The sequence below is a fragment of the Hwangdonia lutea genome (assembly GCF_032814565.1).
In the GTDB taxonomy this organism is placed as follows: Bacteria; Bacteroidota; Bacteroidia; order Flavobacteriales; family Flavobacteriaceae; genus Hwangdonia; species Hwangdonia lutea.
Window position 1 is genome coordinate 1963074 of sequence record NZ_CP136521.1, and the last position, 14685, is coordinate 1977758.

At 35.6% G+C, this 14685-nt stretch carries 14 protein-coding genes and 1 tRNA gene; 9 read left to right on the top strand and 6 right to left on the bottom strand.

What is annotated here, in order from left to right:
* Positions 1-3: 3 nt before the first annotated feature.
* On the top strand, positions 4-1218 hold the full coding sequence (gene odhB / locus RNZ46_RS08485) for a 2-oxoglutarate dehydrogenase complex dihydrolipoyllysine-residue succinyltransferase (RefSeq protein WP_316981785.1): 1215 nt from the start codon (positions 4-6) through the stop codon (positions 1216-1218).
* A gap of 548 nt (positions 1219-1766) precedes the next feature.
* Here the strand turns inward: odhB and RNZ46_RS08490 are convergent.
* Together RNZ46_RS08490 and RNZ46_RS08495 are read right to left on the bottom strand one after the other, a co-directional pair.
* Positions 1767-2399 (bottom strand): response regulator transcription factor, encoded by a 633-nt coding sequence (locus RNZ46_RS08490; protein WP_316981786.1) that lies wholly within the window; start codon positions 2397-2399, stop codon positions 1767-1769.
* Between the two features lie 65 nt (positions 2400-2464).
* Positions 2465-2905 carry a retropepsin-like aspartic protease gene (locus RNZ46_RS08495; protein ID WP_316981787.1) on the bottom strand — a complete coding sequence of 147 codons (441 nt, stop codon included), beginning with the start codon at positions 2903-2905 and terminating at the stop codon, positions 2465-2467.
* Positions 2906-2990: 85 nt separating this feature from the next.
* Between RNZ46_RS08495 and RNZ46_RS08500 the strand changes: the two genes are divergently transcribed.
* The 8 genes from RNZ46_RS08500 to RNZ46_RS08535 all read left to right on the top strand — a co-directional run bounded on the left by RNZ46_RS08500 (position 2991) and on the right by RNZ46_RS08535 (position 8336).
* Positions 2991-3758 carry a TatD family hydrolase gene (locus tag RNZ46_RS08500; protein WP_316981788.1) on the top strand — a complete coding sequence of 256 codons (768 nt, stop codon included), beginning with the start codon at positions 2991-2993 and terminating at the stop codon, positions 3756-3758.
* Positions 3759-3762: 4 nt separating this feature from the next.
* Positions 3763-4794, top strand: a complete 1032-nt coding sequence (locus RNZ46_RS08505; protein ID WP_316981789.1) for an asparaginase — start codon at positions 3763-3765, stop codon at positions 4792-4794.
* Positions 4795-4872: 78 nt separating this feature from the next.
* Positions 4873-4960: transfer RNA gene (locus RNZ46_RS08510), tRNA-Ser, on the top strand.
* Between the two features lie 74 nt (positions 4961-5034).
* Positions 5035-5808, top strand: coding sequence for a MotA/TolQ/ExbB proton channel family protein (locus RNZ46_RS08515; protein ID WP_316981790.1), 774 nt, complete (start codon positions 5035-5037; stop codon positions 5806-5808).
* Positions 5809-5918: 110 nt separating this feature from the next.
* Positions 5919-6353 carry a hypothetical protein gene (locus RNZ46_RS08520; RefSeq protein WP_316981791.1) on the top strand — a complete coding sequence of 145 codons (435 nt, stop codon included), beginning with the start codon at positions 5919-5921 and terminating at the stop codon, positions 6351-6353.
* Position 6354: 1 nt separating this feature from the next.
* Positions 6355-6966 carry an ExbD/TolR family protein gene (locus RNZ46_RS08525; RefSeq protein ID WP_316981792.1) on the top strand — a complete coding sequence of 204 codons (612 nt, stop codon included), beginning with the start codon at positions 6355-6357 and terminating at the stop codon, positions 6964-6966.
* Positions 6967-6993: 27 nt separating this feature from the next.
* Complete coding sequence (locus RNZ46_RS08530; protein ID WP_316981793.1) at positions 6994-7476, top strand: ExbD/TolR family protein; 483 nt, start codon at positions 6994-6996, stop codon at positions 7474-7476.
* A gap of 167 nt (positions 7477-7643) precedes the next feature.
* Positions 7644-8336: a porin family protein gene (locus tag RNZ46_RS08535; RefSeq protein ID WP_316981794.1), complete on the top strand. Its 693-nt coding sequence runs from the start codon at positions 7644-7646 to the stop codon at positions 8334-8336.
* A 33-nt stretch (positions 8337-8369) separates the two neighbouring features.
* Here RNZ46_RS08535 and RNZ46_RS08540 read toward each other — a convergent pair whose 3' ends face one another.
* From RNZ46_RS08540 to RNZ46_RS08555, 4 genes are all read right to left on the bottom strand, one after another.
* A complete protein-coding gene (locus RNZ46_RS08540) occupies positions 8370-8978 on the bottom strand; it encodes a hypothetical protein (RefSeq protein WP_316981795.1) in 609 nt (202 codons plus the stop codon).
* Positions 8979-9137: 159 nt separating this feature from the next.
* Positions 9138-10598, bottom strand: a complete 1461-nt coding sequence (gene rpoN, locus RNZ46_RS08545) for an RNA polymerase factor sigma-54 (RefSeq protein WP_316981796.1) — start codon at positions 10596-10598, stop codon at positions 9138-9140.
* Positions 10599-10720: 122 nt separating this feature from the next.
* A complete protein-coding gene (asnS, locus tag RNZ46_RS08550; RefSeq protein WP_316981797.1) occupies positions 10721-12154 on the bottom strand; it encodes an asparagine--tRNA ligase in 1434 nt (477 codons plus the stop codon).
* Between the two features lie 105 nt (positions 12155-12259).
* Complete coding sequence (locus tag RNZ46_RS08555) at positions 12260-14668, bottom strand: efflux RND transporter permease subunit (protein WP_316981798.1); 2409 nt, start codon at positions 14666-14668, stop codon at positions 12260-12262.
* Positions 14669-14685: the final 17 nt, after the last annotated feature.

Genomic DNA, 14685 nt, shown 5'->3' on the forward strand with positions numbered 1-14685 from the left:
AGCATGATTTTAGAAATGAAAGTACCATCACCAGGGGAATCTATTACCGAAGTAGAAATAGCAACATGGTTAGTTGAAGATGGCGATTATGTAGAAAAAGACCAAGCTATTGCAGAGGTTGATAGTGATAAAGCTACCCTTGAATTACCGGCAGAAGCCAACGGAACCATTACGCTTAAAGCTGAAGAAGGCGATGCCGTTGCTGTTGGGGCTGTGGTGTGTTTAATAGATACAAGCGCAGAAAAACCAGAAGGTGTTGCCGATAGTGCAAAGGAAGAAACAAAGGAAGAGGCACCGAAAACAGAAGCGCCAAAAGCAAAAGAAACAGAGGCTAAAACTTATGCTACGGGAACAGCAAGTCCTGCGGCAAAAAAGATTTTAGCTGAAAAAGGTATGGATGCCGCTTCAATTTCTGGAACAGGAAAAGATGGTCGTGTTACTAAAGAAGATGCTGTAAACGCCGTACCAAGTATGGGCACACCAACGGGCGGAAACAGAGGAACATCGCGTAGTAGAATGTCTATGTTACGACGTAAAGTAGCAGAGCGTTTGGTTGAGGCCAAAAATACAACGGCCATGTTAACCACGTTTAATGAGGTTGATATGTCGCCCATTTTTGCATTGCGTTCAGACTACAAAGAGGCCTTTAAAACCAAACACGGTGTTGGTTTAGGATTTATGAGTTTTTTCACTTTAGCCATTGTACGAGCCTTAAAAATGTATCCGGATGTTAATTCTATGATTGATGGAAAAGAAATGATTTCTTTTGATTTTTGCGATATTAGTATTGCGGTTTCCGGACCTAAAGGACTCATGGTTCCTGTAATACGAAATGCTGAAAACTTAAGTTTTAGAGGTGTTGAATCTGAAGTAAAACGATTGGCTATTCGTGCTCGCGATGGACAAATTACGGTTGATGAGATGACCGGTGGTACATTTACCATTTCAAACGGCGGTGTGTTTGGAAGCATGCTGTCTACACCCATAATCAATCCGCCACAGAGTGCTATTTTAGGTATGCATAATATTGTTGAAAGACCTGTTGCTGTTGATGGTAAGGTTGAAATTCGACCTATAATGTATGTGGCACTATCGTACGACCACAGAATTATTGACGGTAAAGAATCTGTTGGGTTTTTAGTGGCTGTTAAAGAGGCTTTGGAAAACCCAATTGAATTGCTGATGGATAACGATGTTAAAAAAGCATTGGAGCTTTAAAAAAATAAATTTTAATAAATAAAAAAGCGAGTTACTTTATGGGTAACTCGCTTTTTTTTTTCAATTAATAACTTTAAAAAAGACTAACTAAAACTAAAAAAAAGTAACAAGAATATTAATTGAAATTATGATGAGAACTAAAATTACTAACCCTACTGCAAAGTATTTATCGAGACTGTTATTTGTTTCCATGATGTTTATATAAAAGATAGTTTTGAGGTTTTTTTAATTCTTTTTAAAGAAGACCCTGCGTTTTTAACGCAGAGCCCTCATAAACAATTCTCCCTAATTAAGAATTAATTAATAGCACTGTAAAAGTATAGTATACTGATGATATAAAAAATACGTAGAACTACGTATTTTTTGCGGGTCAATGATTTCTATAAATAAAGAAAGCTCTAAATCATTACAATTTAGAGCTTTCAATAATTCTCCCTAAGAACTAATTAATAGCACTGTAAATATATGACAATCAGGGGATAAATACAATACGTAGAACTACGTATTTTTAAAAATGCATGATTTTGATTTTAGTTGATAAACCAGGGTTAAAGGAAGTCCTTATTAACACCGGCCCAAATTGAGAGTGAAGATGGCTTGTTGTCTAACCCTAATTTTGCCAAAATATTGCTTCGGTGTTTTTCTACGGTTCTAACCGAAATGCTCAATTCTTCGGCAATATCGGGGCTGGTTTTATTCTCAGCAACAAGTTTAATTATTTTAAGTTCAGATTTACTTAACGATGCTAAAGCTTCTGGTTTTTGCTCTGCACTACTGGCCTTTAAATAATCAGCGATTTCTTCGCTAAAATAGGATTTGTTATTTACAACATGTTCTATACAAGTTTCAATTTCTTCAATGGCAAACTCCTTTAAAATATAGCCGTAAACCCCAAACTCAATCGCTTGGTCGTAAACTTCTTCTTCTTTATCAAAGGTTATTAAAATAACTTTAGTATCAAGGTTGTTTTTTTGGCAGGCTTCGGCAATTTCCAACCCTGTTTTATGAGGCATTCTAATATCTAAAATGGCAATGTCCGGTTTTAATTTTACAATAAGATTATAGGCGGTGTTACCATCTTGGGCGCTGCCAACAATGTTAAAACCTTTTGAGGTTAAAAAATCTGATAAACCTCTTAACATAAGCGGATGATCGTCCGCAATTACTATACTGTGGTTCATTAATTAATTCTTGAGGGATTATGTTGCTATTAAATAATAAAAGTAATCATTATAATGGTGTCATCTTATAACTTTAGATATAAATATTTTTTTTCGTAATCAATTACTGCTTTTGCCTTTTTTAAAATATCTGCACCAATAATGCCATCAACTGGTTCAGCGTTATGATTTATAAGTGCGGTGTTAACGTGGGTAAGGTTAAATAAGACCAAAACCACTTTGTCGTGTTTCCATTTGCCAATCTTCACTTTGTTTTTTTTCGCCATTTGCGTGTCCATATCTATAGCACCAGCACCGGCGGCTTTAATTAAGGAATCTTCGGCCAGTAAATTAAAATTTTCAACCGCTTCAAAACCAACACAAGAACTTGACGCACCGGTATCTAATATAAACAGGCCTTTTACACCATTAATAGTGGCCTTTACCTCAAAATGATTGGTTTTGGTAAGTTTCAATTTTACTTTGGTATAGCCTTTCTCCAGCAGGAATTGTTGCAGTGTTTGCATCTAATTTAGTTTTAAACAAAGATAATCCTATAAAACAATTATTTTTACAAAAAAGTGTTAAGGATACCATTTAAAATATTAAAATTTGATAATTACAGATACCCACACCCATTTATACAGCGAAGCTTTTGATGACGACAGAAATGAGATGATTGATCGTGCCATTGCGCAAGGCGTTACACGGTTTTTTATTCCAGCCATAGATTCAACTTATACCGCATCCATGCTTCAGCTTGAAAAAGATTATCCGAACCATGTGTTTTTAATGACGGGTTTGCATCCCACACATGTAAAAGATAATTATAAAGATGAATTGAAACATGTTGAAGTGTTGCTCGCAAAACGAAATTTTTATGCCGTTGGCGAAATAGGAATAGATTTGTATTGGGACAAATCGACTTTAGGCATCCAAAAAAAAGCTTTTAAGCATCAAATACAACTGGCCAAACAATACAAGTTACCCATAGTGATTCATTGTCGCGAGGCTTTCAACGAGATATTTGAAGTTTTAGAAACAGAAAAAAGCGACGATTTATTCGGTATTTTTCACTGTTTTACAGGAACTCTCGAGCAAGCACATCAAGCCATATCCTTTAATATGAAATTAGGAATTGGCGGGGTGGCCACCTTTAAAAACGGGAAGATTGATCAATTCTTAAATCAAATCGATTTAAAGCATATTGTGTTGGAAACCGATGCGCCGTATTTGGCTCCAACACCATACCGGGGCAAACGAAATGAAAGCCTGTATATATTAGAGGTTTTAAAAAAACTGTCCTATATATATAATAGGAGTGAGGTGGACATCGCTAAAATTACCACCGAAAACTCAAAAGCTATTTTTAAAATTTAGGATTATGAGCACCACGAAACCAAACATATTGCTAATTTATACCGGCGGAACCATTGGTATGGTTAAAGATTTTAAAACCGGCGTACTTCGAGCCTTCAATTTTAAAAATATACTAAAACGCATCCCGGAATTAAATCTGTTGGATTGTAATATTGATACGGTATCGTTTAAAGAGCCTATTGATTCTAGTAATATGAATCCGGAATATTGGGTGCAAATTGCCGAATTAATTGAAAAACATTACCACGATAACGATGGCTTTGTAGTATTGCACGGCAGCGATACCATGAGCTATACCGCATCGGCACTAAGTTTTATGCTGGAAAATTTGGCAAAACCAGTAGTGTTTACGGGGTCGCAATTGCCCATTGGTGATTTGCGTACCGACGCCAAGGAGAATTTAATCACCTCAATTCAAGTGGCATCGTTACAACATCGAAAAAAACCTGTTATTAAAGAAGTGTGTTTGTATTTTGAATACAAACTATACCGTGCCAACCGAACCACAAAAATAAATGCCGAACATTTTGAAGCTTTTGCCTCATTAAATTATCCAGATTTGGCAGAGTCTGGTGTGCATTTAAAGGTAAATAATGAATATTTGTTCAAACCCAATGTGAATAAAAAATTAGTGGTTCATAAAAATTTAGATAAAAATATAGCCCTTGTAAAGTTGTTTCCGGGAATTTCAGAAGCGGTTTTGCAGAGTGTTTTTAACACCCCAAATTTAAAAGGTGTTATTTTAGAAACCTATGGCGCGGGAAATTGTACAACCGAGGCTTGGTTTATAAATATTCTAAAAAATGCAATAAAAAAAGGCATACATATTATTAATGTGACACAATGTTCGGGCGGAAGTGTGATAATGGGGCATTACGAAACCAGTAATCAACTGAAGAAAATAGGGGTAATCTCGGGAAAAGACATCACAACCGAAGCAGCAGTCTCTAAGTTAATGTATTTAGTCGGACAAAATATTTCGCACAATGCCTTTAAAATCAGCTACGAAATAGCCTTAAGAGGAGAAATAACTTAAAAATTAACTGTTAAAATTTTAACAGCTTAATTTTTTTTTGTTATTTGAGCCACCGTAATTAAAAGTATTACGATATTCAGAGAGGTGGCCGAGTGGCTTAAGGCGCACGCTTGGAAAGCGTGTATGCGTTAATAGCGTATCGAGGGTTCGAATCCCTTCCTCTCTGCTGTATTTTTTGTTTTTAATTACCATATTTTTTATATCTTTAACACTTTAACTAATAAAATTAAGATCGAGAACATGAAAAGATTATTTTCTATCCTAGCCATTTCAGGATTAATGGCATTCGGAACTGTTAATGCAACTACAAATGCAAACGCAACAACGGCAGTAACAACAGTTGCAACTATCACTCAAGAACAAGACGCAGCACCCGCTGAAGAACTCGGATTTCACCAAGAACTAAAAAAGAGGTTCGTAGAAGGTGGTCCAGGATTTATGGGTATTGTACTGTTGTGTTTAATTTTAGGTTTAGCCATTGCTATCGAGAGAATCATCTTTTTAAACCTTTCTACAACAAACACAAAAAAATTAACCAAAAATGTTGAAGATGCACTATCATCTGGTGGTGTTGAAGCTGCAAAAGAGGTTTGTAGAAACACAAAAGGCCCCATCGCTTCTATATTCTATCAAGGATTGGATAGAACAGACGAAGGTGTTGAGGCTGCCGAAAAAGCTGTTGTAGCTTACGGTGGTGTTCAAATGGGACAGTTGGAAAAAAACGTGTCTTGGATTTCGTTATTTATCGCTTTGGCGCCAATGCTTGGTTTCATGGGTACGGTAATTGGTATGATTCAAGCTTTTGATAAAATTGAAGCTGCAGGGGATATGAACCCGTCGTTGGTTGCAGGTGGTATTAAAGTAGCACTTTTAACAACGGTATTTGGTTTAATTGTGGCCATCATACTTCAGATTTTTTACAATTATATTATTGCGAAAATTGATAGCATTGTTAACGATATGGAAGATGCTTCCATTACGTTGATGGATTTGTTAATTAGACACAAGAAGTAATAATTTAAAATTGTAAGCATTATGAAATGAGCCATAATGATTTAAGATGAATCTAAAATGATTGTTGGCGAATTGCATCTGACTTATTTAACACAATAAAATTTAAACAGATGAAAAAAATATTAACCATATTGTTAGGTATTGTAGGAGTTCTTTCTATTGTATTTCTAGCAATGATAATATCAACAGGCGATGAAGCTATTAAGCTTGGCGAATCTAGTGGTACCGTAAACACCTTTATGTATATTGGGTACTTAGTGTTCTTTTTAACCTTGGCCTTTGTTGTTATTTTCAGTTTGAAAAATATATTTAGCGATGCCGAAACCATGAAAAGCACCCTTAAAGGTGTTGGAATATTCGCCTTATTGGCGGCTATTTGCTATTTCGGATTGGCTAAAGGTGTAGAAACCGAGCTTAAAGACGGCGAGATGCTTTCTGCAGGAGGCTCACAATTATTAGGAGCAGGATTATATTTATTCTATCTTCTTTTAGCAATTGCAGGCGGATCAATGTTGTTTTTCGCAATTAAAAAAATGATAAAGTAATATGGCAAAACGAGCAGCACCAGAAGTTAATGCAGGCTCAATGGCCGACATTGCCTTCTTACTACTAATTTTTTTCTTGGTAACCACTACCATTGAAAAAGATTCTGGTATTAACCGAAAACTACCGCCTATTGATGATAGCGAAGTAGATCCACCTATTATAAAGCAGAAAAATATTTTTACTGTTTTGTTGAACAAGAACGATCAATTATTAGTTGAAGATGAGCCCATGCAAATTAAAGATTTGCGTAAAGCAGCCGTTGAATTTTTAGATAACGGAGGTGATGGCACTTGCGATTATTGCCAAGGTGCAAAAAGCCCGAGTTCATCAGATAATCCAGACAAAGCTATTATATCTTTAAAAAACGATCGTGAAACATCTTATGCCGCTTATATCGCTGTTCAAAACGAATTGGTTGCAGCTTATAATGTATTAAGGAATAGAAGAGCACTTGAGTTAGGCCCACAAAAAGGCTTTAATGATATGGACTTTATTAAGATGCAGAATAATCTTAAAGATGTGAGATGGACTGGTAATAAAGAAAAGCTTAAAGAGCTGGTCGATCAAATAAAGGTCGAAATACCTCAAAAGCTTTCAGAAGTTGTAGAATAATTTAGAATTAAATAGAGATTAAAGATTATGTCTAAATTTAAAAAGAAAAAAGATGGAGGATTGCCTCCAGTAAACACAGCATCGTTACCAGATATTGTATTTATGTTGTTATTCTTTTTTATGGTGGCTACCGTAATGAGGGAAGATACGCTATTTGTACAAAACCAATTACCATTGGCAGACCAGGTTGAAAAACTTGATAAAAAATATCCAGTAAGCTATATTTATATGGGTAAGCCAAGTGAGAATTACAGGAAATTTGGTACGGTTGCTAGAATCCAACTTAACGATAAGTTTGCTGATGTTTCTGAAGTTGGAAGATTTATAGACGCAGAGCGACTGGCTTTAAGAGAAGAGTTGGTACCCTTTCTAACCGTGTCTTTAAAAGTAGATAAAGATGCCAACATGGGTATTGTTGGAGATGTTAAGCAAGAATTACGTAAAGTAAATGCATTAAAAATTAATTATACCACAGGTATTGGAGATGCATTGAGCAATATAAAGAATTAAACGATCTTAATTTTATATATAAAAAGCGTTTTGATTTATCAAAACGCTTTTGTTTTTATATGTAGTTGTACAATTTTGAGTATAATTGTATAGTTATATCAAATGAATTTAATATCGATTATTTTGAGGATGATTTGATATTAGCACAGAATAACCATTCCTTGTAAATGAAAAATAGCATCTTTATAATCTTTTTTATGTTGGGTTTTCAATGGGTTTCTTCCCAAGATACTCCAAACACCGTTGTAGATTCACTTTATAAAGAAGATCATTTTTATGCCGGAATAACCTATAATTTATTGGGTAATATTCCAAACAGCATTAAACAAAGTGGGTTTTCAACAGGTTTCCATTTAGGCTATATTAAAGATATGCCCATAAATAAAAACAGAGATGTGGCCATTGGTATTGGTTTAGGGTACTCCACAAACTCTTTTAATCAAAATTTACTTGTTAATCAAAATACTTCAGGCGATTTTGAATACAGCATTTTAAAAGATAGAAGCACCTATTCCAAGAATAAATTTTCGATGCATTTGGTTGAATTGCCAATTGAGTTTAGATGGCGAACTTCAACACCTACGGTTTACGACTTTTGGCGTATTTATACGGGCTTTAAATTGGGGTACGTATTTGCGCATACCACAAAACATGTTGGGGACTTAGGGGTTTTAAAATACGGTGATGTTGATGGGTTTAATGATTTTCAATATGGATTGACATTAAGTGTGGGATACGGCACGTGGAACTTTCATGTATACTATGCTTTAAATCCAATATTTTCAAATATTGCCAAGATTGATAATGAGCGTATTGATATGAACGCCATTAAAGTGGGTTTAATGTTTTATATCCTTTAATTAATGTCTCCATTTCCGCGGAGATGAACATCGCTAAAGCCAATAATTGACTAAAACTAACTGCGGAAACAAGCCTACAAAACATCCAATAATCAATTCCTTATAAGTGTGGGCATTTAAGTGCAATCTAGAAGTGGCAACCGCACCGGTAATAATCGACATTAAAGCCAAAGTGCCATTAATATTAATATTGAAATGAATGCTTAACGCAATAAAAAACATAAACAATCCAGATACGGCAATCATGTGAATACTGGCTTTAAATTTAAATATCGCTAAAATTAAGCAAGCTAAAGTTGAAATTAAAATACCTAAAAAAAAGAAATAAAGCTCAATAACCTGACTTGGCGTAACAATACGTTGTAATACCAAAATAATTACCACAGCATTGAGCATAAGCGGAAGTATACGTTCTTTGGTGCTTTCTAAATAAATAGATTTTACCTTACCCAAAGTTTTTAATAAAAAGAAGAGTAAGACTGGTAAAATAACGGTTAAAATAAAGAGTGAAATTATTTTGGCTCGAATAATTTCATTGGGAATAAACCTTGGGGATTTTGCAAAGTAAAATACCACGCCCAATAATGGCATTAACAACGGGTGAAAAATAAACGAGATACTTTTTAAAATACGATCTGTCATACCCATTTAATTTTAAAATTATGCATAAATAAATCGAATTATTTTTTGATTATTTAAGGTTAAAAATATAAGCATAGCCTTAGTTACGTTTCTATTTTTAAACACAAAATAGACGAAAAAGAAACGATTTATATGTATCATTTTGAAGTTTAATGGGTATTAAATTTTTTTACGTAAACGGGCCACCGGAATATCTAATTGTTCTCTGTATTTTGCAACGGTTCGTCGGGCAATGGGGTAACCTTTTTCCTTTAAAATAGTAGCTAAAGCTTCATCGGTTAATGGTTTGCGTTTCTCCTCTTCATCAATAACAGTTTCTAAAATTTTCTTTATTTCGCGTGTTGAAACATCTTCACCTTGATCATTTTTCATCGATTCTGAAAAGAACTCTTTAATCAACTTTGTTCCGTAGGGTGTATCGACGTATTTACTATTTGCTACTCTCGATACTGTAGAGACATCCATTGAAATTTCATCGGCAATATCTTTAAGAATCATGGGTCTTAAATTGCGTTCATCTCCCGTTAAAAAGTACTCTTTTTGATAGTGCATAATAGCACTCATGGTTACAAATAGGGTTTGTTGCCGTTGTTTTATAGCCTCGATAAACCACTTTGCAGCATCCAATTTTTGCTTAATGAAAATTACCGCATCTTTTTGCGAGCTCGATTTTTCTTTACTGTCTTTATAGCCTTTAAGCATGTTGCTGTATTCTCTAGACACGTGTAAATCGGGTGCGTTCCGGCCATTTAGTGTGAGCTCTAATTCGCCATCAACAATTCTAATGGCAAAATCTGGCACCACATGTTCAACAATGCGATTATTACCCGCATAAGAGCCTCCTGGTTTTGGGTTTAAATGCTCAATTTCTGAAATTGCATCTTTCAGTTGAATTTCTGAAATATCGAATTTTTGAAGTAATTTTTTATAATGCTTCTTGGTAAACTGCTCGAACGCATTATCAATAATATTAATGGCTAATTCTATATCGGCCGTTTTTTCTTTTCTGTGTAATTGGATACTTAAACATTCTTGCAGATTTCGAGCGCCAACCCCCGCAGGGTCTAATTGATGTACAATGCGTAAAACCGATGCTACTTTGTCTTCATCGGTGTACACGTTTTGTGTAAAAGCCAAATCGTCTGTAATATCGGATAGCGACCGACGGATATATCCGCTTTCATCAACGCTTCCTACTAAAAACTCAGCGATATCGCGCTCTTCGTCAGATAATCGATAGGTGTTTAACTGATTGATTAAATGTTGTGTAAAGGATGTTCCTGCGGCATAGGGCATCGTTTTTTCCTCATCATCACTACTATAGTTGTTCACTTGTGTGCGATAATCCGGGATTTCATCATCACTTAAATACTCATCAACATTAATATCTTCGGCATTTATGGTTTCATTGTCATTGTAATCATCGGCCGAATTATCTAAATCCGAATCGTAATCGTTGTCATGCTCTTCTTTACCACCTTCAAGCGCAGGGTTTTCTTCCAATTCTTGTTTTACGCGTTGCTCGAAAGCTTGTGTGGGCAACTGAATCAATTTCATTAATTGAATCTGCTGCGGCGACAGTTTTTGCGATAATTTGAATTGTAAATATTGTTTAAGCATGTTCCGTATTGATTATTGTAAAAATATAAAACTATTTTTAAAAAGAAGACCTGTCTGGCTATAATACTGAAACGCGTAAAGCGCAGAGAAACCAGACAGGTCTGTATGAAACAATTGTTAATTTAAAAATCTGCGTTTTGTGGCGTTCGCGGGAAAGGAATAACGTCTCTAATATTGCCCATTCCTGTGGCGAACATTACCAAGCGCTCAAAGCCTAAACCAAAACCGGAGTGCACCGCGGTGCCGTATTTGCGTAAATCTAAATACCACCACAGTTCCTTCTCGTCAATATCCAAAGCTTTCATCTTTTCTTTTAGAACCTCTAAACGCTCTTCACGTTGCGAGCCACCAACTATTTCGCCAATGCCTGGAAACAAAATGTCCATGGCACGAACGGTTTTGCCGTCCTCGTTTAAACGCATGTAAAAGGCTTTAATATTGGCCGGATAATCAAATAAAATCACCGGGCATTTAAAGTGTTTTTCAACCAGAAAACGCTCGTGCTCACTTTGTAAATCTGCGCCCCATTCGTTGATTATGTATTTGAATTTCTTTTTCTTGTTGGGTTTGCTGTTGCGTAAAATATCAATGGCTTCGGTATAGCTTACGCGTTTAAAATTATTTTCGGTAACAAACTTTAATTTTTCAATTAAAGTCATATCGCTACGTTGCGCTTGGGGTTTTGTTTTTTCTTCGTCTTGTAAGCGCTTGTCTAAAAATTCTAAATCTTCACGATTGTTTTCTAAAACATAAGTGATTACAGATTTCATAAAATCTTCGGCCAAATCCATATTGCCCGCTAAATCCATAAAAGCCACTTCGGGTTCAATCATCCAAAACTCAGCTAAATGGCGTGAGGTATTCGAATTTTCTGCACGAAACGTTGGGCCAAAGGTATATACTTTGCTTAAAGACATGGCATAGGCCTCAGCTTCAAGCTGCCCCGAAACGGTAAGGTTGGTTTCCTTTCCAAAGAAATCTTTTGAAAAATCTACTTCGCCTTCTTCATTTAACGGCGGATTTTTAGCATCTAAATTACTTACCCTAAACATTTCGCCAGCACCTTCGGCATCACTTCCTGTGATGATTGGCGCGTGCATATAATAAAATCCGTTCTCGTTAAAATATTTATGAATGGCAAAAGATAATGCAGAACGCAGACGCATCACCGCACTAAATGTGTTGGTTCGTGTGCGTAAATGGGCGTTCTCCCTTAAAAACTCAAAGGAGTGTTTTTTAGGTTGAATAGGAAAAGTTTCGGCATCCGAATCGCCTAAAATTTCGATAGAACTTACAATAATTTCTACCTTTTGCCCTTTGCCTTGGCTCTCCACCAATTCGCCTTTTATATGAAGAGCTGCACCCGTATTAATACGTTTTAAAATAGCATCGTCTGTATTTTCAAAGTCCACCACACATTGTATATTATTTAAAGTAGAACCATCATTTAAGGCGATAAAACGATTTGCTCTAAAGGTTCTTACCCACCCCTTAACTTCTACTTCTGGCAGGGTGATTTCCTGCGATAATAATTGTGATACGGTATGTAATTGCATGTGTATTTAATTTTTAAAGTGCAAATATAAAGAAAGCCTTTGGGCTTTTAGTCTTCAAATAATCAAAAAACAAACGCTAAATTAAGAAATACCCTTTTTTGGATTTTAGTATTTGTTTTTCAGATTTTCCTCTGTGTCGTCTTCCTCTGGAATAATATTTATCGAAGGTTCTTTCAACACTTCTTTATTGGCAATACTGCGCTCTAAAGACAGTAACAAAGATGGTAATAACAATAGGTTTGAAAGCATAGCGAAAAGCAAAGTGGCCGAAACCAAAGCGCCTAAAGCCACCGTGCCACCAAAACTGGAAATGGTGAAAACCGAGAACCCGAAAAACAAAACAATGGAGGTATAAAACATGCTCACACCCGTTTCTCGCAACGCGGCGTAAACCGATTTTTTGATTTTCCAATGGTTGGCCTGTAACTCTTGCCTGTATTTTGCTAAAAAGTGAATGGTATCATCAACCGAAATACCAAAAGCAATACTAAACACCAAAATAGTCGAGGGTTTTATAGGTACGCCCAAATAGCCCATTAAACCTGCGGTTACCAATAATGGCAGTAAGTTTGGGATGAGTGATACAATAATCATTCTAAAAGATCTAAACATATATGCCATAAACAAGGAAATAAGAAATATGGCCAGCGATAGCGAAATGGCTAAGTTTTTTACCAAGTATTTGGTGCCTTTTTGAAACACCAATGCTTTACCTGTCATGCTTACGTTGTAGCGCTCTTTGGGGAAAACCTTGTCTATTTCGGTTTGCAGATTTTCTTCGATGCGCTCCATTTTATCGGTGCCAATATCTTTCATAAAAGTGGTGATACGTGCGTATTGGCCCGTGCTATCTACAAAGTTTTTAAGCAAATCGACATTGGATGTCGAGTTTTTGGCATACGATAAAATAAAACTGTTTTCCTGCGATGTTGGTAATTGATAATGTTTGGGGTTGCCGTTATAATAGGCCTGTTTGGAATATTTAACCAAACCAACTACCGAAATGGGTTTTGAGAGTTCGGGTGTTTCAATAATCAAATCTTCCAACTCATTCATGCGTTTTAAGGTACTGAGTTTCATAACACCTTTTTTGCGTTTGGTGTCAATCATAATTTCCAAAGGCATGATGCCGCTAAACTCATTTTCAAAAAAACGGATATCGTTTACAAATTCAGATTCTTGCGGCATATCGTCAATTAAACTCCCCGAGATTTTTATTTGATAAATACCAATAATACTGGCAATGAGCAATACCAATGACGTGGCGTAAATAGCAATGCGTTTTTGCTTAACCATGTGCTCCATCCAATTCACAAATCCACCAATCCATCGCTTGTTTAAGTGTTCTAAATGACGCTCTTTTGGGTAGGGTAAAAAGGTGTAAATAATAGGAATGATAAGTAGGCATAAAATAAAAATGGCCAAAATACTTAGCGATGCCACAATACCAAATTCCTTTAAAAGCTTGCTTTCGGTTAAAATAAAGGTCGCAAAACCAGAGGCTGTGGTCACATTGGTCATTAAGGTTGCATTCCCGATTTTGGTAATTACCCGTTGCAACGATTTTACTTTATTACCGTGTAGTTTAACCTCGTGCTGGTATTTGTTAATTAAAAAGATACAGTTGGGAATACCAATAACAATGATTAATGGCGGGATTAAAGCGGTTAAAACGGTAATCTCGTAGTTTAGTATACCCAGAAAACCTAAGGTCCACATCACGCCAATACAAACCACAATAAGCGAAATAAAAGTGGCTCGAAACGACCTGAAAAAGAAAAAGAAAATGAGCGAGGTAACCAATAATGCAGCGACTATAAATTTGCCTATTTCGTCAATAATCAATTGAGCGTTAAGGGTTCTTATGTAAGGCATCCCTGATACCCGAACATCTAAATGATTAGCTTCTTCAAAGGCTTCAATAGCGGGATTCAAAACATCGATAACAAAGTCTTTTCTAGCCGATGTGTTAACAATATCCTTTTTTAAATAAATGGCTGTTCTAATCGTTTTAGTTTCCTTATTAAACAGAAAATTATCGTAGAACGGATACTTTTTGAAAAGCTCTTCTTGTAGCGTTTCAATTTGTTTTGTTGAAGAAACCGAATCTTTTATAAAAGGTTCGAGCTGAAATTTTTCGTTTTCATTATCTTTAATAAGCTTTTGTAAATCCTTAATGGAAATAACAGTTTCAACATCGTCAAATTGCTTAAATGATTCTGAAAGTTTGTTCCAAGCATTTAATTTTTCAACCGTAAAAAGTGAGGAATCTTTAACGCCAAGAACGATTAAATTGCCTTCTTCACCAAAGATTTTTAAAAAATCGTTATAAACCACATTTACCTCGTGGTCGTCTGGTAACAGGTTGGCTTCGGTGTGTGTAAAGCGCATGTTCTTCCACTGAAAACTAAAAAATATGGTAGCTCCAATTATGGCAACAAGAATAGCGATTTTGTTACGCAAAATAAGTCTTGCCGTTACATCCCAGAAGTTTTTTGTGAAAAGTTTAAACATGCCCTTTTTTAAAGATG

What these genes read in the sequence shown, in the direction of transcription:
- RNZ46_RS08515 (WP_316981790.1), top strand. Translation starts at nt 5,035, where the DNA reads ATGAAAAGATTATTTTCTATCCTAGCCATTTCAGGATTAATGGCATTC.
- RNZ46_RS08490 (WP_316981786.1), bottom strand. Translation starts at nt 2,399, where the DNA reads ATGAACCACAGTATAGTAATTGCGGACGATCATCCGCTTATGTTAAGA.
- RNZ46_RS08520 (WP_316981791.1), top strand. Translation starts at nt 5,919, where the DNA reads ATGAAAAAAATATTAACCATATTGTTAGGTATTGTAGGAGTTCTTTCT.
- rpoN (WP_316981796.1), bottom strand. Translation starts at nt 10,598, where the DNA reads ATGCTTAAACAATATTTACAATTCAAATTATCGCAAAAACTGTCGCCG.
- asnS (WP_316981797.1), bottom strand. Translation starts at nt 12,154, where the DNA reads ATGCAATTACATACCGTATCACAATTATTATCGCAGGAAATCACCCTG.
- RNZ46_RS08540 (WP_316981795.1), bottom strand. Translation starts at nt 8,978, where the DNA reads ATGACAGATCGTATTTTAAAAAGTATCTCGTTTATTTTTCACCCGTTG.
- odhB (WP_316981785.1), top strand. Translation starts at nt 4, where the DNA reads ATGATTTTAGAAATGAAAGTACCATCACCAGGGGAATCTATTACCGAA.
- RNZ46_RS08535 (WP_316981794.1), top strand. Translation starts at nt 7,644, where the DNA reads ATGAAAAATAGCATCTTTATAATCTTTTTTATGTTGGGTTTTCAATGG.
- RNZ46_RS08555 (WP_316981798.1), bottom strand. Translation starts at nt 14,668, where the DNA reads ATGTTTAAACTTTTCACAAAAAACTTCTGGGATGTAACGGCAAGACTT.
- RNZ46_RS08530 (WP_316981793.1), top strand. Translation starts at nt 6,994, where the DNA reads ATGTCTAAATTTAAAAAGAAAAAAGATGGAGGATTGCCTCCAGTAAAC.
- RNZ46_RS08525 (WP_316981792.1), top strand. Translation starts at nt 6,355, where the DNA reads ATGGCAAAACGAGCAGCACCAGAAGTTAATGCAGGCTCAATGGCCGAC.
- RNZ46_RS08495 (WP_316981787.1), bottom strand. Translation starts at nt 2,905, where the DNA reads ATGCAAACACTGCAACAATTCCTGCTGGAGAAAGGCTATACCAAAGTA.
- RNZ46_RS08505 (WP_316981789.1), top strand. Translation starts at nt 3,763, where the DNA reads ATGAGCACCACGAAACCAAACATATTGCTAATTTATACCGGCGGAACC.